This is a genomic window from Streptomyces venezuelae (assembly GCF_008642355.1).
GTDB lineage: Bacteria > Actinomycetota > Actinomycetes > Streptomycetales > Streptomycetaceae > Streptomyces > Streptomyces venezuelae_B.
This window is the reverse complement of record NZ_CP029193.1, coordinates 5,814,335-5,830,257: the sequence shown is the minus strand read 5'-3', so window position 1 is coordinate 5,830,257 and position 15,923 is coordinate 5,814,335. Positions and strand designations below refer to the sequence as shown.

Genomic DNA, 15,923 nt, shown 5'->3' with positions numbered 1-15,923 from the left:
CTGGCTCAGCGTCGCCCTAGCTCAGGCCCGCCGTCCGCGCCCGGTCCACCGCCGGGCCGATCGCCGCCGCCACCGCGTCGACGTCCGCCTTCGTCGATGTATGGCCGAGCGAGAAGCGCAGGGTGCCGCGGGCCAGGTCGGGGTCGGTGCCGGTGGCGAGCAGGACGTGGCTGGGCTGGGCGATGCCCGCCGTGCACGCGGAGCCGGTCGAGCACTCGATGCCCTGCGCGTCGAGGAGCAGCAGCAGCGAGTCGCCCTCGCAGCCGGGGAACGTGAAGTGCGCGTTGGCGGGCAGCCTGCCCTCCGGGTACGGGTCGCCGCCGAGGATCGCGTCGGGGACCGCCGCGCGGACGGCGCTCACGAGGTCGTCGCGGAGCGCGCCGATCTCGGCGGCGAACTGCTCGCGGTGGGCAGCGGCGTACTCCCCCGCGACGGCGAACGCCGCGACGGCGGGCACGTCCAGCGTCCCTGAGCGCACGTGCCGCTCCTGACCGCCGCCGTGCAGCACGGGCACGGGGCTGTACTCACGGCCCAGGAGCAGCGCGCCGATGCCGTAGGGCCCGCCGATCTTGTGGCTGGAAACGGTCATGGCGGCGAGCCCGGAGGCGGCGAAGTCGACGGGGATCTGGCCGTAGGCCTGGACGGCGTCCGCGTGCAGCGGGACGCCGAACTCCTGGGCGATGTCGGCCAGTTCACGGATCGGCTGGATCGTGCCGATCTCGTTGTTGGCCCACATGACGGTGGCCAGGGCGACGTCGTCGGGGTTGCGCTCGATGGCTTCGCGCAGCGCCTCGGGGTGCACGCGGCCGTGCGTGTCGACCGGGAGGTACTCGACGGTGGCGCCCTCGTGCTCGCCGAGCCAGTGCACGGCGTCGAGGACGGCGTGGTGCTCGACGGGGCTGGCGAGGAGCCGGGTGCGGGCCGGTTCGGCGTCGCGCCGCGCCCAGTACAGCCCCTTGACGGCGAGGTTGTCCGCCTCGGTGCCGCCGGAGGTGAAGACGGTTTCGCTGGGTCGGGCGCCGAGCGACTCGGCGAGGGTCTCGCGGGCCTCCTCGACGGTGCGTCGCGCCCGCCGCCCCGCCGCGTGCAGCGAGGAGGCGTTGCCGGTGACGGCGATCTGCGCGGTCATCGCCGCGATCGCCTCCGGGAGTATCGGAGTGGTCGCTGCGTGGTCGAGGTAGGCCATGGTGCGCACGATTCTACGAGCCGTGCGGGACCCTTCGCCCCGGCGGTATCAGCCTGCGAGACCCCAGGACACGGTGTTGTCCACCGAGACGAGTGCGGCGAGCACGACGAGGTCGGCCACGCCGAGGCCGAGTCCGAGCAGCGCACGGCCCCTGCGGGCGGTGCCGCGCCACAGGGCGACGCTCGCGAGGACGATCGCGATGGGGCCGAGGACGAGGTTCAGGACGAGCAGTCCGACCAGGCCGAGGATGAAGGAGGCGACGGCCATTCCGTCGGTGTCGCGCCGTCCGGTGGGACGGGGACGGGGCTCCTCAGCGGGCGCGGGGGCCGGTTCGGCCGCGGGGGTCGGCTCGGTCCGGGGACGGGTGTGCGTTGCGGTGCTTCCCATGGTGCGACTCCTGGCAGGTGGAGGTGTCGTACAGAGAGGAGTACGGAGCGGAGTACGGAGAGATGCCGTAGGCCGGAGCGGATCAGCGGTGGCGCGCGCGGCGCTCGCGCACGGCGAAGACCGCGAGCCATACGCCGATGACGGCGGCAGCCACGAGGCTGACCGGCAGCGGGGCGTGTGCCACGGAACCCATGGCGACGCCCAGGAGCATCAGGGCGGCGACGATGAAGAGCACGGAGATCCCTCTCTCGGTCGGTGAACGCTTGTGGTTACAGTTGTTCACTGACTTAGAGAGTACTCCGTCTCCGGCTTTCAAAACTCGGAGAACAGTTGTTAACTGCATGGCATGAGTCACACTCTCGGCGTCCGGCAGGCCCAGAAGCAGAAGACCCGGCAGGCACTCCTCGACGCGGCACTCCAGCTGCTTGAGGAGCAGAGCCTCAGCAGCCTCGGCCTGCGCGAGGTCACCCGCGCCGTGGGCGTCGCCCCCACCGCCTTCTACCGGCACTTCCGCGACACCGCCGACCTCGGTGTGACCCTGGTCGAGGAGACCCTCGGCAGCCTGCACACCACGCTCACCGCGATGCTGGCGTCGGAGAAGGGCGACAGCGAGCAGCGCATCGCCGGCACCGTCGAGTTGATAGCCGCATACGTCCACGCCCACCCCGCGCACGTCCGCTTCATCGCCCGCGAGCGGCACGGGGGCGTGCGGGCGGTGCGCGACGCGATCGGCGCGCAACTCGCCCTGTTCGCCAAGGAGGTGGCGGCGCAGTTCGCCCACGAGCCGCCGACGTCACGGTGGCCGGAGGACGATCTGCTGATGCTGGCGGGCATGTACGTCGACCACATGGTCATGACCGCGTCGGCATTCCTGGACGCGGGTCCCGGCACGGCGGAGGAGGCCCGGGTGGCGGACGTCGCCCGCAGGCAGCTGCGCCTGGTGGGCCTGGGCCGCGAACACTGGACGGACGAGCAGCGGCCGTAACACTCCACGCGGAACGCTCGACGCACCCGTAAGGAGCTACTAGCCTTACGGTCATGACGGCTGAACGCGCAAGCGACACCTGGGACGCCTGGGACCTCGACCGGACCTACGCGGGCCCCACCGGCACCGTGCGCTGGGCCGCCCTCGGCCCGGCCGACGGCCCGCCCGTCGTCCTCGTCCACGGCACACCGTTCTCGTCGTACGTGTGGCGGGGCATCGCCCGCTCGCTCGCGGGCGGCGGACACCGCGTGTACGTCTGGGACCTGCCGGGGTACGGCGCCTCGGAGATGCGGGCCGGACAGGACGTGTCGCTCGCCGCACAGGGCCGGGTCCTCGCCGGACTCCTCGACCACTGGGGCCTGGAGCGGCCCGCCGTCGTGGCCCACGACTTCGGCGGCTGCGTGGCCCTGCGCGCGCACCTGCTGCACGGCGCCCGCTACGGACGCCTCGCCCTCGTCGACCCGGTGGCGCTGGCCCCCTGGGGCTCCCCGAGCTACCGGCTGCTCGGTGAGAACGCGGACGTTTTCGCACAGCTCCCGCCCGCGCTGCACCGGGCCATGATCCGCGAGTACGTCGCCTCGACGAGCCCGCGCGGACTGCACCCGGCCGTCCTCGACCGCCTCGTGGAGCCCTGGTGCACGGAGGAGGGCCAGGCGGCGTTCTACCGGCAGATCGCCCAGAACGACCAGCGGTTCACCGACGAGATCCAGGGCCGGTACGGCGAACTCGACCTGCCCGTCCTGATCTGCTGGGGCACGGAGGACCCGTGGATTCCCGTGGCGAAGGCCGAGGAGCTCGCGGACCTCGTCCCCGGCGCCGAGCTGCGTCTGATCGAGGGCGCGGGACACCTCGTACAGGAGGACGCGCCCGCGGAGCTCGCGGGCGCGCTCACGCGCTTCCTGCGGGGCTAGTCAGCTCAGCCGGGCCCGCGCCAGCTGGCGCGACTGGGCGACCAGGCGGTCCTCGCTGTCCCAGACCTCGGCGTCCTCCTCCAGGAACCCGCCCGCGAGGTTGCGGGTGGTGATGGAGACGCGCAGTGGGCCGGGCGCCGGGCGGTGGCGGACGTGGACCGTCAGCTCCACGGTCGGGACCCAGCCGGTCAGGCCCATCTCGAAGGCGGTCGGCGGCAGCGCGTCGACGGCGAGCAGCAGCGAGAGCGGGTCCGCGTCACGGCCGTCCGCGAGGCCGAACCAGGCCCGCATCTCGCCCTTGCCGGACGGCTCTCCGAGCGCCCAGCCGAGGGTGGCCGGGTCCAGCTTGAGGAAGAGGCGGTCGGCGATGGCGGAACTGCCGGGCACCGGGCGGTGATCGGGCGCGTCCTGGGCGCCGAAGCACTGGTCGAGCGGCGGGATGGCCGGTGGTTCGGCCGTGGTGCGCACGTCGTCGGGGAGCGCGTCGAGGTCGCCGTACGAGGCGAGGACGCGGATGCGCTCGACCTCGCGGCCCTCCTCGTCGAACTGGAAGAGCGAGGCCTGCCCGGTGGAGAGCGAGCGCCCCGCGCGCACCACATCGGTGCGGATCACGGCGGGGCCGGGGGCCGACGCGGTGAGGTAGTGCGCCGAGACGGTGAAGGGGTCGGCGTGCGGGAGGGCGTCCGCGAGGGCGCGGCCGATGACGGCGAGGAGATAGCCGCCGTTGACGGCGCTGATGATCGTCCAGCCCGCGGAGAGTTCGGTGTCGTAGACGCCGGGTTCGCGCCGGGTGACCGCGGTGTCGCGGTCGAACTCGCTGTCGCCGATGCGTGCGGCTGCCGCCGCCGGAGTTGGGGCTGTCGATGCCGCCGATGCTGCCGTTGCCATGCCAGCAACGTACAACAGGAAACTACTGAGCGGTAGCTTTTTCTGTCCCGGCAGGAGCCCGCATCCCTACGGCGTCTCCTCGGCCTCCGCCTCCACCGCGGTGGACCGTCGGTTCCACGCACGCGGCGCCCGCCAGTGGAAGTGCATCGCCAGCAGCCGCAGCGTGAACGCCGTGACGACCGCGATGCTGCTGGTGACGGCCGTCAGCTTCTCGTAGTGGATGCACAGGGCGACCATCGTGGCGCCCACGATGGCGGGGACGGCGTACAGGTCGCGGTCCCAGCGGACCAGCGAGGGCACCTCGTTGGCGACGATGTCCCGCAGGACACCGCCGCCCACCGCGGTCATCAGGCCCAGCGTCGCGGACGCGGTGAGGCCGAGCCCGTAGTCGTACGCCTTGGTCGTGCCCGTCACACAGAACAGGCCGAGGCCCGCCGCGTCGAAGACGTTCACGGCGAGCTGGGTGCGCTCCACCTCCGGGTGCAGGAAGAAGACCAGTGCGGCCGCGAACAGCGGGGTGATGAAGTAGCCGAGGTCGGTGAAGGCGGCCGGCGGCACCGCCCCGATGACCAGGTCGCGGAAGAGCCCTCCGCCCAGCGCGGTGACCTCGGCGAGGACGGCGATGCCGAAGACGTCGAAGTTCTTGCGCACCGCGAGCAGGGCGCCGGAGATCGCGAAGGCGAAGATCCCCACGATGTCGAGCGAATGCTGGACGGAGGGAGTGAAGAGATCCAGGAGCACGCGCCATTCTTACCTGTGGGGAAGCGCCGGCTTCCCCTTCGTGAAGAGCCATGTGGTGAAGAGCTCGTCGAGCTGCTCGCCGGAGACCTTCTCGGCGAGGCGCACGAAGTCGGCGGTGGTCGCGTTGCCGTACCGGTGCTGCCGCGCCCAGCTCCGCAGGAGCTTGAAGAAGTCCTTGTCGCCGATGCGCTCCCTGAGCACCTGGAGCGTCATCGCGCCGCGCTGGTAGACGGCGGACGCGAACATCGTGTCGCGCTGCGGGTCGCCGACGGTGATCTGCCAGAAGGCGGAGTCGGCGGGGCGCGCGTCGTAGCCCGCGCGGAAGGCGTCACGCGCCGTCTGGGTGCCCTTGTGCTCGCTCCACAGCCACTGGGAGTAGGTCGCGAAGCCCTCGTTGAGCCAGATGTGGTTCCAGGACGCGGGCGACACGGAGTCGCCGAACCACTGGTGGGCCACCTCGTGGGCGATGGTCGACTCGCTGCGGATCGCGGAGTACACCGGCTTGGTCTGGGTCTCCAGGGAGAAGCCCGCCTGTGGCATGTCGTCGACGATCGCGCCGGTCTCCTCGAAGGGGTAGGGACCGAAGATCTTCGACCAGTGGTCGGTGACCTCGGCCGTGACCCCGTACACGTCGACGTTGTTGCTGTTCTCCAGGACGGGGTCGATGGCGACGTAGATCGGGGTGCCGCCCGGCGTCGTGCCCTTCTTCACGTCGAACCTGCCGATGGTGGCCGTCGCGAGATAGGTCGCCATGGGCTTGGTCGAGCGCCAGTGCGCGACGCTCTGCCCGCCCTTGTCGTACGTCCCCACCAGACGGCCGTTGGAGACGGAGGTCAGGCCCTTGGGCGCCTTGATGCGGATGTCGAAGGCGGCCTTGTCGGAGGGGTGGTCGCTGGCGGGGAACCAGGTGGACGCGGCGTTCGGCTCGCAGGCGACGAAGACACCGTCGGTGGTCTTCATCCAGCCGTAGTCGGAGCCGAAGACGATGGGGCCGCTCAGCGGCTCGGGGACGCCGCCGTAGGTGACGGTCACCGTGAAGTTCTTGTTCTTGCGCAGGGCGTCGCGCGGCGTGATGCGGATCTCGTCACCGGCACGGGTGAAGGGGGCGCGTCTGCCGTTCACCTCGATTCTCGTGACCGTCAGCTTCTGGAGGTCGAGGTCGAAGGACGACAGGTTCTGGGTGGCGCGGGCGGTGATCGTGGTGCGGCCGTCGAGGCGGTCGGTGTCGGGGTCGTAGGCGAGGTCGAGACCGTAGTGGCGCACGTCGAAGCCGCCGTTGCCGAGCCGGGGGAAGTACGGGTCGCCGACGCCTTCGGAGCCTGGGCGGGGCGCGGGTGCGGCGGCGATCAGGCAGAAGGAGAGCGCCGCGGTCGCGAGCGCGCCCAGACGTGCCGAACGGGAGAGTGCCATGAGTCTTCCCTTCGAACGCGATTCGATGGGGTGTCCGATGTCGCGGACATGGACACGCAGACTCTGCACTCTCCCGCTAGGGCATGTACATGACCCGGTACGCGTAGTTGGTCCGGGTCAACTTGCCTTAGGCGTCGGTCGACTTCTGACCCTTCTCCTTCGAAGCCGCGGCCTTGGCAACCTCTGCGTCGGACTCCTCCGCCTTCGGCACCACCGACACCACCTCGATCGCCTCCTTGGCCTCCGAGAGGAGCTTGGTGTCCTCGGGCGCCTGGTCCTCCGCGTTCTCCGGGTGGTGGCACGCCACCTGGTGCCCGGTGGCGAGCGCGGTCAGCGGCGGCTCCTTCGTCTTGCAGATCTCCGTCGCCTTCCAGCACCGCGTGTGGAAACGGCAGCCGGTGGGCGGGTCGATCGGCGAGGGCACGTCGCCGCGGAGCAGGATGCGCTCGCTCTTGACGCCGCGCCGCCTGGGGTCGGGCACCGGCACCGCGGAGAGCAGCGCCTTGGTGTACGGGTGCATCGGCTTGGTGTAGAGGTCCTGGCGGTCCGCCAGCTCCACGATCTTGCCGAGGTACATCACCGCGATGCGGTCCGAGACGTGCCGGATGACCGACAGGTCGTGCGCGATGATCACGTACGTGAGGCCGAGCTCGTCCTGCAGGTCGTCCAGGAGGTTGACCACCTGGGCCTGGATCGAGACGTCGAGGGCCGAGACCGGCTCGTCCGCCACCACCAGCTTGGGCCGCAGGGCGAGCGCCCGCGCGATGCCGATGCGCTGCCGCTGGCCGCCGGAGAATTCGTGCGGGTAGCGGTTGTAGTGCTCGGGGTTGAGCCCGACGCGCTCCAGCATCTCCTGCACGGTCTTCTTCACGCCGCCCTCGGGCTTGACGCCCTGGAGCTTGAAGGGCGCGCCGACGATCGTGCCGATGGTGTGCCGGGGGTTCAGCGACGAATACGGGTCCTGGAAGATCATCTGCACGTCGCGGCGGAACGGACGCATGCCGCCCGTGCCCAGGTGCGTGATGTCCGTGCCCTCGAACTCGACGCGCCCGCCGGTCGGTTCGAGCAGACGCGTGATCAGCCGTCCCATCGTCGACTTGCCGCAGCCGGACTCCCCGACGACGCCGAGGGTCTCCCCGGGGCGTACGTCGAAGGTGAGCCCGTCGACCGCCTGGACGGCGGCCACCTGGCGCTGGAGCAGCCCCTTCTTGATGGGGAAGTGCTTCACCAGGCCGTCGACCTTGAGCAGCGGCTCGGGCGAGCTCTGCGTCTGCGCCGGGATCGTCATCTCCTGGCCCTTCACGTCATCGTTCACAGCTTCGGCGCAATCTCTTCGGTCCAGATCCGGGTGCGCTCCTCCTGCGACATGTGGCAGGCGGACCAGTGCCCGTCGGCCACCAGACGCAGTTCGGGACGTTCGGTGCGGGTGATCTGGTCCTTGGGGACGTCCGCGTAGGGGCAGCGCGGGTTGAAGGCGCAGCCGCTCGGCAGGTTGATCAGGCTCGGCGGGGAGCCCTTGACCGGGATGAGCCGATCGGTCTGCTCACGGTCGATGCGGGGCATCGAGCCCAGCAGGCCCCAGGTGTAGGGGTGCTGGGGTTCGTAGAAGACCTTCTCCGCGGTGCCGCGCTCGACGCACCGGCCGCCGTACATGACCAGGAGCTCATCCGCCATCTCCGCGACCACGCCCAGGTCGTGCGTGATCATGATGACGGCGGAGCCGAACTCCTTCTGCAGGTCACGGATGAGGTCGAGGATCTGTGCCTGGACGGTCACGTCGAGTGCGGTGGTCGGCTCGTCCGCGATGAGCAGCTCGGGGTTGTTCACCAGCGCCATGGCGATCATCGCGCGCTGGCGCATGCCGCCCGAGAACTCGTGCGGGTAGGAGTCGACGCGCTTGTCGGGCTGCGGGATCCCGACCCGGTCGAGCATCTCGATCGCGCGCTTGCGCGCGGTCTTCTTGTCGACGTCGTTGTGGACCCGGTACGCCTCGGTGATCTGCTTGCCGATGGTGTAGTACGGGTGCAGCGCGGACAGCGGGTCCTGGAAGATCATCGCCATCTCGCGGCCGCGCAGCTTGCGCACCTCGTCGGCGGGGGCGCTCAGCAGCTCGGTGCCGTCCAGCCAGATCTCGCCGGAGAGCTGTGCCCTGCGGGAGCCGTACTGGCCGGCGGTGTGCAGGCCGAGGATGCCGAGCGAGGTGACCGACTTGCCGGACCCGGACTCCCCCACGATGCCGAGGGTCTTGCCCTTCTCCAGCTGGAAGCTGAGCCCGTCGACGGACTTGACCAGGCCGTCGTCGGTCGGGAAGTGCACCTTGAGGTCGCGCACCTCGAGGAAGGCGGTGGGAGCGGGCGAGCCGGCGACGGGCTCGCCCACCGCTGCTCCGCTCTTGGACAGTTCGGTCATCCCAGCCTCACTCGCGGGTCGATGACGGCGTACAGAAGGTCGACGACGAGGTTGGCCACGGCGATCGCGAGCGCCGCGCACAGGGTCACGCCGAGAATGACGGGCAGGTCCTTGCTGCTGATGGCCCTGACCGCTTCGAGGCCGAGCCCCGGCAGGTTGAACGTGGACTCGGTGAGCACGGCGCCGCCCATGAGCACGCCGAGGTCGAGTCCGAAGACGGTGAGGATCGGGGTCATCGCGGAGCGCAGGGCGTGCTTGCGGATGACGGTGGCCTCGCCGAGGCCCTTGGCGCGGGCGGTGCGGATGTAGTCCTCGCCGAGCACTTCGAGCATGGTCGCTCTGGTGAGGCGGGCGTACATCGCCGCGTTGAGGAAGGCGAGGACGATCCACGGCAGGATCAGCGTCTGGAGCCAGACGTCGACCGAGTCGTCGGTGCTGAGGCTGTCCGCGATCTTCACCCAGCCGAGCTGGTGGACGAAGATGCCCATCGCGATCATGCCGGTGAAGAAGACGGGGAGCGAGACACCGCCGAGGGCGATGGTCATCGCGGAGCGGTCCCAGAAGGTGCCCCGCTTGAGGGCGGAGACGACTCCGGTGGCGACACCGGCGGCGAGCCAGAGGACACAGGCACCGGCGGCGAGCGCGCCGGTGACGGGCAGCGCGTCCTTCAGGGTCTCCCAGACGGGAGCCTCGGTGCGGAAGCTGTAGCCGAAGCAGGGCGCGGGACAGTGCGTGACGTCACTGCCGTTGACGTAGTCGCGCCCCATCGGGATGCCCTTGATGAAGTCCCAGAACTGGACGAGCAGCGGGTCGTCGAGTCCCAGTTTGGTCCGGATGCCTTCGATCTGCTCGGCTCCGGTGGCCTTGCCGGCGAAGAGGACGGCGATGTCCTGTCCCGCCCACTTGGGCAGCATGAAGAAGACGGTGAAGGTCGCGAGCAGTACGACCAGCACCATGATGATTACGGCGATCAGGCGCCGGATGAGATAAGCAAGCACTGTGCGCGGCCCGGCGGTGGCCGGGACCCCCTTGTGAGGGGTCCCGGCCACCGCCCGGGGCCATCACCTGCCCTTCGGACTGGCGGGATTCGGCGGCGGTGTAACGAACAACTACTGCTTCCCTTGCGGGAGTTGCGTGGCGACTACGGGTGTTACTTGACGACGCCGAGCGAGGCGTAGTCGTAACGGCCGTTGTAGCCGTCCGACATGTAGGCGTTGGTCAGCCGCGACCCGCGCCAGGTGATGTTCTTCTCGTAGAGGAAGGGCATCCAGTCGGCCTGGTCGAGGATCCTCTTGTCGAGTTCCTTGTAGATCTCGCCGGCCTTGGCCGGGTCGGTCTCCGCGATCGCCTTGTCGAAGAGCGCGTCGACCTTCTTGTCCTTGATCTGCGACTCGTTGTAGTTACCGGTCGGGTTCAGGAAGCGGCTGTCGAACAGCGGCTGCGCGTAGCCCTGACCGGACGGGAAGTCCGGGCCCCAGCCGCTCATCGTCATGCCGTAGCCGCGCTTCTTCACGACGGAGGGCGAGCCGGTGATGCTGGAGGTGTCGGCGCCGTCGAGGGCGTCGACCTGGACCTTGATGCCGACCTTGTCGAGGGCCTGCTGCAGCGCCTCGGCGGCGTCGACCTCACCCGGGTTGTTGCTGCGGGCGGTGAGCTTGGTGGTGAAGCCGGACGGCTTGCCGCACTGCTTCAGCTCGTCCTTGGCCTTGGCGACGTCGGGCTTGCCCTTGCGCTTCAGCACGCCGTACGGGTCGTACTTGCTGTAGCCGGGGATCGCCACCGGGAAGGTGCTGTTGGCGATGTCGCCGGCCGCGACCTTGCCGCCGCGGGTCTGCTGGATGCTCGCGAAGTCGGTCGCGTAGAACACGGCCTTGCGGCAGTGCACGTTGTCGAACGGCTTGGCATTGTGGACCAGCGCGACGTAGCGCACGAAGGACGTGTGCATGTTGTCGACGTTGTCACGGTGGTCCGTGACGGCGCTGACACGGCCGGACTGGGTCATGCCCGTGCCGTTGAGGTCGAGGTCGAAGTCCCCTTCCATCAGCTTCTTGTCGTTCTCCTCCTGGTTGGCGGAGATCGTCACGTCGATCTTGTCGGGCAGCGCGGCGCGGATCGGGTCCGAGGACTTCTTCCACTTGTCGTTGCGGACCAGAACGATCTTCTTGTTCGACTTGTACGTCTCGAACTTGTACGGGCCCGAGGAGAACGGCCGCTGCGTGTACTTGGCCTTCGTGTCCTTGGACTCCTTCACCGGCGAACCGGTGGGCATGGCCAGGAACTGCTCGAAGTCACCGTTGCGCTTGGGCAGCTTGAAGATGATCGTCTGGTCGTCGGGGGTCTCGATCGCGTCGAGGCCGCCCTTGTCCTTGTAGGGACCCTTGTACTTCGTCTTGGGGTCGAGCGTCTGACGGATGTAGCCGGGGCCACCGGTGATGGTGTCCGTCGCCCAGGTGCGCTCGATGCCGTACTTGACGTCCTTGGAGGTCAGCTTGGAGCCGTCCTCCCAGGTCAGACCGTCACGCAGCTTGTACGTGTACGTCTTGCCGTCGTCGGAGATCTTCGCCGTGGAGGTGGCGAGGTCCGGGACCAGCTTCGTGCCCGCCTTGCCCGGCTTGGTGTCGTAGGTCACCAGCTGCCGGGTGTAGAAGCGCATGAAGTCCCACGTCATGCCGTAGTAGGCGCGCTGCGGGTCGGCGGAGTCCAGGTCCTGCTTGCCGACCATCTTCAGCGTGCCTCCCTTCTTCTTGGAAGGGTTGGCGATCTTGTTCAGCGCCGCGTTGTAGCCGGCACCCTTCGAGTCGCTGTCGCCACCGTCACCGCCGCCGCACGCCGTGGTGGTCACCAGCGCCGCGACGACGAGGGCCGCACCGCTGGTGAGCCGTCGTTTCGTGGAACCTGTGGGCATTTTCTCGTAACCTCCGAGATCGCGGTCCCTGGCCAAGTGCTGCCGGAGAACCATGGTTAGAGCCACCTGACATGCGGCAGGGGCAAGCCAGTTGGGACCTTCTAGCGCGTCCCCTTCGGGTCGAGCGCGTCACGCAGCCCGTCGCCGAAGAGGTTGAAGGCCAGGACGGTGATGAAGATGGTGACGCCCGGGAAGACCATGAACATCGGGTCGTGCTCGTACGTCTTGAGCGCGTCGCGCAGCATGCCGCCCCACGAGGCCGTCGGCGGCTTGACGCCGGCGCCGAGGAAGCTGAGGGCCGCCTCCGTGAGGATGTTGGTCGGGATCATCAGCGTCGCGTAGACGGTGATGGGGGCGACCAGATTGGGCAGCAGTTCGCGGAACAGGATGTGCCGCTTGCCGCCGCCGAGGCTGCGGGCCGCCTCCACGTACTCGCGCTCACGGAGCGAGAGCGTCTGGCCGCGGACGATGCGGCCGACGTACGGCCAGCCGAAGAAGCCGATGACCATGACGAGGATCGCGACGCGCACGCTGGTGCCCTGGAGGCCGAGCAGGTCGTCGGGGAGCACGGAGACCAGCGAGATGATGAAGAGCAGCTGCGGGAAGGAGAGCAGTACGTCCATCACGCGGCTGATCAGGGCGTCGATCCAGCCGCCGAAGTAACCGGCGATGATCCCGAAGAGGGTGCCGAGCGCCACGGCCACGATGGCCGCGAGGAACGCCACGAGGAGTGAGATCCGCGCGCCGTAGACGATGCGGCTGAAGACGTCGCGGCCCTTGTTGGGCTCGACCCCGAAGAGGAAGTCGCCGCTCACGCCGCCGAGGGCGCCCTTGGGCAGGCCGGTCAGCTCGTCGAGCTCGTCCTGGTGGAATCCGTTGGGGTCGTGGCCCAGCAGGTTCACGATCAGGGGCGCGAAGATGGCGACCAGCACCAGGAGCAGCACGGTGATGCCGCCGGCCAGGGCGACCTTGTCCCGCTTCAGGCGGTTCCAGGCGATCTGCTTGAGGGACCGACCCTCGACCTTTTTCACCCCTGCATCAACTGCGGGGGCGACGTCCTCGGTCGGGTCCGCGTCCGCAGGTGTGTCATGCAATGGTGCCGTCATCGTGGCAGGGACCCCTCTCAACCGGTGGTGACCGGCCCGCACTTGCCGCTGTAGCGACGTGATCAGTCCGTCGTACACAGGGGCATCAGGCCCCTGGAGCGGGAGTCTTCATCCACGTCGCGATCTGTTACCAGACTTGACGGGGAAAGGATGCGCAACCGTGATGCTGATCGGGGTGTTCCGTTATCCGGACGCCGGTGAACGGCGGGCGAACACGGGGCAGTTGGGTCGCAAGGCGGCACAGGAGCCCATAGGGGCCCACCCGCACCACAACGGACATCCCGTCCGTCGTGGCTGCTCGATGACTGGTTCGCGCCGCTCAGTACTGCGCGGGGTAGCCGTAACCGCCCGCGGGCGCCGGGGCCGCCTGGGCTTCGCGGTCGTAGAACGGCCTGGCATTGGCTCGCAGCCACATCGCGACCGGGTCGTAGTCGTCGGACATCGCGACCGTCGAGACGGGCAGGCCCTCGGGGACCGCGGGGATGGACTGGCGCATCATCGTGCGGACCGCGTCGACCGACGGCGGCGACGTGTCGTACACGTCGAGGCCGATGGCCAGATAGGGCGCCCCGAGGGCGGGCTGCACCCAGGCGCGGCGCAGCGAGCGGACCACGGGGGTGCGGTGGGCGTTCTGCGTCAACAGGGCGTAGAACTGGGGGATTTCGATGCTGGGCTCGGTGAGCCGGAGCGGGCCCGCGGGGAGCGCGTCCAGGCCCGTGGCGATGCGGCGCAGGTCCAGCCAGGGGATGCCGACGCCGCCGCCGGGTGCGTGCGGGTTGAGCCAGATGCCGTAGTGGTCGGGGTAGAGGGTGCGGGCGATGTCGGTGCCCCGCACCACTTCGTAGCTGCGGTTCCAGCCACTGGCGGACAGCTCCTGGGCGGAGGTCACGCACGGTGCGTAGCCGAGCCCTTCCACTTCCATGTTCCCGTACTGGGCGTCGGGAGAGCCGGCCTGGCCGTGCCAGAGCAGCATCCACACCTGGTCGGCGGCGAGCGCGCGCAGCAGCGCCTCGTACGCGTCGTAACGCCCCGGCGTCACCTGGCGCAGCAACTGCTCGACCTGCTGCCCGGCCGCGGCCGTGCCCGACGCACTCACCCGTAACCGCCCCTTCGCGGCGAACTCGGTGCCCCCCACGGGAGACATTGGAAGACAACACAGGAATGCAACCAGCTTAGAGCCTGTGTCATAACCCCGGCCGGATCAGTGGGCGTCGTCTGGTGCGTGCGATCGCAAGGCGCCGGAGCGTCCTCGATGGGGGTCCCCCCGGGCCCTCAAGGCCTGGGGGAGGAGCCACTAGGACGTTTCGGCGACACGGCGAGCGTGCGTGCCGGGCGGCGACCACCCGGCCGGGGTTATGACACAGGCTCTCAAGGCGCGATCCGGTGGTAGAAGGGCCGCACCTTCGCGCGCAGCCAGTCGCCGACCGGGTCCTGTGCCACGTCGAGCAGGACCAGGTTGACCGCCCACGGGACCGGCACCTGTCCGAGCGCCCGGCCGAGTGCCTCCATCGGCAGGTCGCGCGCGTTGCCCTCCCAGGTGGACAGCTCCACGCCGACGAAGAGCGTCGGGTCGTCCGTCTCCACGGCGGCCAGGCAGCGGCGCGCGGTGAGCACGACGCCCGCCGCCTCGAACTCCCGGCCCGCGGCGGCGAGGAAGTCGACGGGGTCCTCCTGCCAGTCCGGCTCGAAGAGGCGGACCCGGCCGCCGGTGGTCGGGCCGTCCAGCTCGGTGCGGCCGACCCTGCAGAGCTCGGCGACGGCCGGCGGGGGCAGCGGGACGCCGACGGTGCCGTCGGGGTTCAGGGCGATGCCCAGCTGCGGGGGCAGGCCGCGGGCGAACTCCACGGCGGGCGCCACGGTGACGCCCATCCGGTCCGCCGCGTCGCCGAGTGCCTGGCGGAACTGCTGCTCGGAGGTGAAGACGGGAACATACGCCTGTCCTTCGATCTCCAGGGTCGGCAGGTCCAGGGTGCCGCTGTCGGGGCCGCCGCCGTTGGGCAGCGGTATCCACAGGTGGCTGCGGCCGAGCACCTCGACGATGCGGGCGCCCGCCGACGCGGGGGCGCCCAGGGAGGCCGCGAGGACCTCCTCCAGTTCGTTGCCCGGCCATCCGCCGTACGGATGGGCATGTGCCTGCGCCGGAAAGTCCATCTGTCCAACCCCTGCTCGCGACCGCTCTGCCTGCGGCTCGAACCCTAACGCCGGGCCCGCTCACCGGTCGAAGGCGATCACCCGCAGGACCTGCGCGGCCTCGCGGTCGAGCAGCACCGCGGAGCGGCAGCCGCGCGGCAGGTCCCCGCGCTCGGTGGCGGCGACGAGCCGGCCGACCGTCCTGCGGTGGCGTGCGAACGCGTACCGGGAGACGCCGCGGCCACGCTCGTGCTGGCCGCGCAGCGCCGTGTCCACGGGGACGTCGAGCATCAGGAGGTGCAGGGCCGTGCCGCGGCGGGCGGCCTCGCGGGCGAGCCAGCGGCGCACCCACGCCTGGGTGCCGCAGTCGTGGACGACGACGCTCGCCCCGGAGCGGAGGGTGCGGCGCAGCGTCGCGTAGTGCGCGAGGCGGACCAGGGGGCGGTACACCGCGTAGGGCAGCAGGCGCGGCATGCGGCGGGACCAGCGGTCGCGGGTGTCCTGTGAGTCGATGCGCGGGCCGGTGACGGCCTGGCGCATGAGGGTCGATTTTCCGCCGCCGGGCAGCCCGGAGACGACGACCAGGTCCCCGTCGGCGAACGTGAGGCGGCGCGGACTGTGGCCTGCGCGCTGACGCAGGTCGCGGACGACGGCGGCGGGGAGCCGGCCGCAGCTCTCCGCGGCCGGGGCGGGGGCCTGTTCGGGCAGCGCCTCGGACAGCACCTTGGGCAGCGTCACTCCCGTGGAAGTGGCGTAGAGACTGGTCCTGCTGCGCACCGTGATCGGCCTCCCCATAGCTGTCACGTACTGCTTCCCCACCAAGTGTAAAGAGAAGGTAATGCGACACAAGAGCATTCCGGGGTGA

At 69.9% G+C, this 15,923-nt stretch carries 16 protein-coding genes; 2 read left to right on the top strand and 14 right to left on the bottom strand.

What is annotated here, in order from left to right; all coding sequences use genetic code 11:
* Positions 1-16 precede the first annotated feature (16 nt).
* From DEJ47_RS27070 to DEJ47_RS27060, 3 genes are all read right to left on the bottom strand, one after another.
* Entirely contained in the window at positions 17-1,186 is a 1,170-nt protein-coding gene (locus tag DEJ47_RS27070) for a cysteine desulfurase family protein (protein ID WP_150172499.1), read from the bottom strand.
* 48 nt (positions 1,187-1,234) lie between these two features.
* The gene (locus DEJ47_RS37080; protein WP_223828523.1) at positions 1,235-1,573 is read right to left on the bottom strand and encodes a hypothetical protein; all 339 of its coding nucleotides are present in this window, start codon (positions 1,571-1,573) and stop codon (positions 1,235-1,237) included.
* 82 nt (positions 1,574-1,655) lie between these two features.
* Complete coding sequence (locus tag DEJ47_RS27060) at positions 1,656-1,856, bottom strand: hypothetical protein (protein ID WP_150172497.1); 201 nt, start codon at positions 1,854-1,856, stop codon at positions 1,656-1,658.
* A gap of 63 nt (positions 1,857-1,919) precedes the next feature.
* On the opposite strand from DEJ47_RS27060, the gene DEJ47_RS27055 reads away from it, so the two are divergent.
* Together DEJ47_RS27055 and DEJ47_RS27050 are read left to right on the top strand one after the other, a co-directional pair.
* Positions 1,920-2,558: a TetR family transcriptional regulator gene (locus tag DEJ47_RS27055; RefSeq protein ID WP_150172495.1), complete on the top strand. Its 639-nt coding sequence runs from the start codon at positions 1,920-1,922 to the stop codon at positions 2,556-2,558.
* Between the two features lie 53 nt (positions 2,559-2,611).
* Positions 2,612-3,469: an alpha/beta fold hydrolase gene (locus DEJ47_RS27050; RefSeq protein ID WP_150172493.1), complete on the top strand. Its 858-nt coding sequence runs from the start codon at positions 2,612-2,614 to the stop codon at positions 3,467-3,469.
* On the opposite strand, the gene DEJ47_RS27045 is transcribed toward DEJ47_RS27050, so the two are convergent.
* The 11 genes from DEJ47_RS27045 to DEJ47_RS26995 all read right to left on the bottom strand — a co-directional run bounded on the left by DEJ47_RS27045 (position 3,470) and on the right by DEJ47_RS26995 (position 15,853).
* Positions 3,470-4,357: a thioesterase family protein gene (locus tag DEJ47_RS27045; protein ID WP_150172491.1), complete on the bottom strand. Its 888-nt coding sequence runs from the start codon at positions 4,355-4,357 to the stop codon at positions 3,470-3,472.
* Between the two features lie 66 nt (positions 4,358-4,423).
* Complete coding sequence (locus DEJ47_RS27040) at positions 4,424-5,098, bottom strand: trimeric intracellular cation channel family protein (protein ID WP_150172489.1); 675 nt, start codon at positions 5,096-5,098, stop codon at positions 4,424-4,426.
* A 9-nt stretch (positions 5,099-5,107) separates the two neighbouring features.
* Positions 5,108-6,508 carry a M1 family metallopeptidase gene (locus DEJ47_RS27035; protein WP_150172487.1) on the bottom strand — a complete coding sequence of 467 codons (1,401 nt, stop codon included), beginning with the start codon at positions 6,506-6,508 and terminating at the stop codon, positions 5,108-5,110.
* A gap of 127 nt (positions 6,509-6,635) precedes the next feature.
* Entirely contained in the window at positions 6,636-7,796 is a 1,161-nt protein-coding gene (locus DEJ47_RS27030; RefSeq protein ID WP_223828744.1) for an ABC transporter ATP-binding protein, read from the bottom strand.
* Positions 7,797-7,819: 23 nt separating this feature from the next.
* The gene (locus DEJ47_RS27025; RefSeq protein ID WP_150172485.1) at positions 7,820-8,917 is read right to left on the bottom strand and encodes an ABC transporter ATP-binding protein; all 1,098 of its coding nucleotides are present in this window, start codon (positions 8,915-8,917) and stop codon (positions 7,820-7,822) included.
* Positions 8,914-9,915, bottom strand: coding sequence for an ABC transporter permease (locus DEJ47_RS27020; RefSeq protein ID WP_150172483.1), 1,002 nt, complete (start codon positions 9,913-9,915; stop codon positions 8,914-8,916). Before DEJ47_RS27020 ends, DEJ47_RS27025 begins: the two co-directional genes overlap by 4 nt.
* Before the next feature lie 152 nt (positions 9,916-10,067).
* The gene (locus DEJ47_RS27015; RefSeq protein ID WP_150172481.1) at positions 10,068-11,822 is read right to left on the bottom strand and encodes an ABC transporter substrate-binding protein; all 1,755 of its coding nucleotides are present in this window, start codon (positions 11,820-11,822) and stop codon (positions 10,068-10,070) included.
* 101 nt (positions 11,823-11,923) lie between these two features.
* Positions 11,924-12,928 carry an ABC transporter permease gene (locus DEJ47_RS27010; protein WP_150172479.1) on the bottom strand — a complete coding sequence of 335 codons (1,005 nt, stop codon included), beginning with the start codon at positions 12,926-12,928 and terminating at the stop codon, positions 11,924-11,926.
* Between the two features lie 319 nt (positions 12,929-13,247).
* A complete protein-coding gene (locus DEJ47_RS27005; protein ID WP_150175891.1) occupies positions 13,248-14,024 on the bottom strand; it encodes an enhanced serine sensitivity protein SseB C-terminal domain-containing protein in 777 nt (258 codons plus the stop codon).
* Positions 14,025-14,296: 272 nt separating this feature from the next.
* A complete protein-coding gene (locus DEJ47_RS27000) occupies positions 14,297-15,079 on the bottom strand; it encodes an enhanced serine sensitivity protein SseB (RefSeq protein ID WP_150172477.1) in 783 nt (260 codons plus the stop codon).
* A 60-nt stretch (positions 15,080-15,139) separates the two neighbouring features.
* Positions 15,140-15,853: an AAA family ATPase gene (locus tag DEJ47_RS26995; RefSeq protein ID WP_190415842.1), complete on the bottom strand. Its 714-nt coding sequence runs from the start codon at positions 15,851-15,853 to the stop codon at positions 15,140-15,142.
* Between the last annotated feature and the right edge of the window lie 70 nt (positions 15,854-15,923).

Excerpts from the sequence above, each read along its gene's own strand:
- DEJ47_RS27070 (WP_150172499.1), bottom strand. The coding sequence starts at position 1,186 with ATGGCCTACCTCGACCACGCAGCGACCACTCCGATACTCCCGGAGGCG.
- DEJ47_RS37080 (WP_223828523.1), bottom strand. The coding sequence starts at position 1,573 with ATGGGAAGCACCGCAACGCACACCCGTCCCCGGACCGAGCCGACCCCC.
- DEJ47_RS27055 (WP_150172495.1), top strand. The coding sequence starts at position 1,920 with ATGAGTCACACTCTCGGCGTCCGGCAGGCCCAGAAGCAGAAGACCCGG.
- DEJ47_RS27050 (WP_150172493.1), top strand. The coding sequence starts at position 2,612 with ATGACGGCTGAACGCGCAAGCGACACCTGGGACGCCTGGGACCTCGAC.
- DEJ47_RS27045 (WP_150172491.1), bottom strand. The coding sequence starts at position 4,357 with ATGGCAACGGCAGCATCGGCGGCATCGACAGCCCCAACTCCGGCGGCG.
- DEJ47_RS27035 (WP_150172487.1), bottom strand. The coding sequence starts at position 6,508 with ATGGCACTCTCCCGTTCGGCACGTCTGGGCGCGCTCGCGACCGCGGCG.
- DEJ47_RS27030 (WP_223828744.1), bottom strand. The coding sequence starts at position 7,796 with ATGACGATCCCGGCGCAGACGCAGAGCTCGCCCGAGCCGCTGCTCAAG.
- DEJ47_RS27025 (WP_150172485.1), bottom strand. The coding sequence starts at position 8,917 with ATGACCGAACTGTCCAAGAGCGGAGCAGCGGTGGGCGAGCCCGTCGCC.
- DEJ47_RS27015 (WP_150172481.1), bottom strand. The coding sequence starts at position 11,822 with ATGCCCACAGGTTCCACGAAACGACGGCTCACCAGCGGTGCGGCCCTC.
- DEJ47_RS27010 (WP_150172479.1), bottom strand. The coding sequence starts at position 12,928 with ATGACGGCACCATTGCATGACACACCTGCGGACGCGGACCCGACCGAG.
- DEJ47_RS27000 (WP_150172477.1), bottom strand. The coding sequence starts at position 15,079 with ATGGACTTTCCGGCGCAGGCACATGCCCATCCGTACGGCGGATGGCCG.
- DEJ47_RS26995 (WP_190415842.1), bottom strand. The coding sequence starts at position 15,853 with ATGGGGAGGCCGATCACGGTGCGCAGCAGGACCAGTCTCTACGCCACT.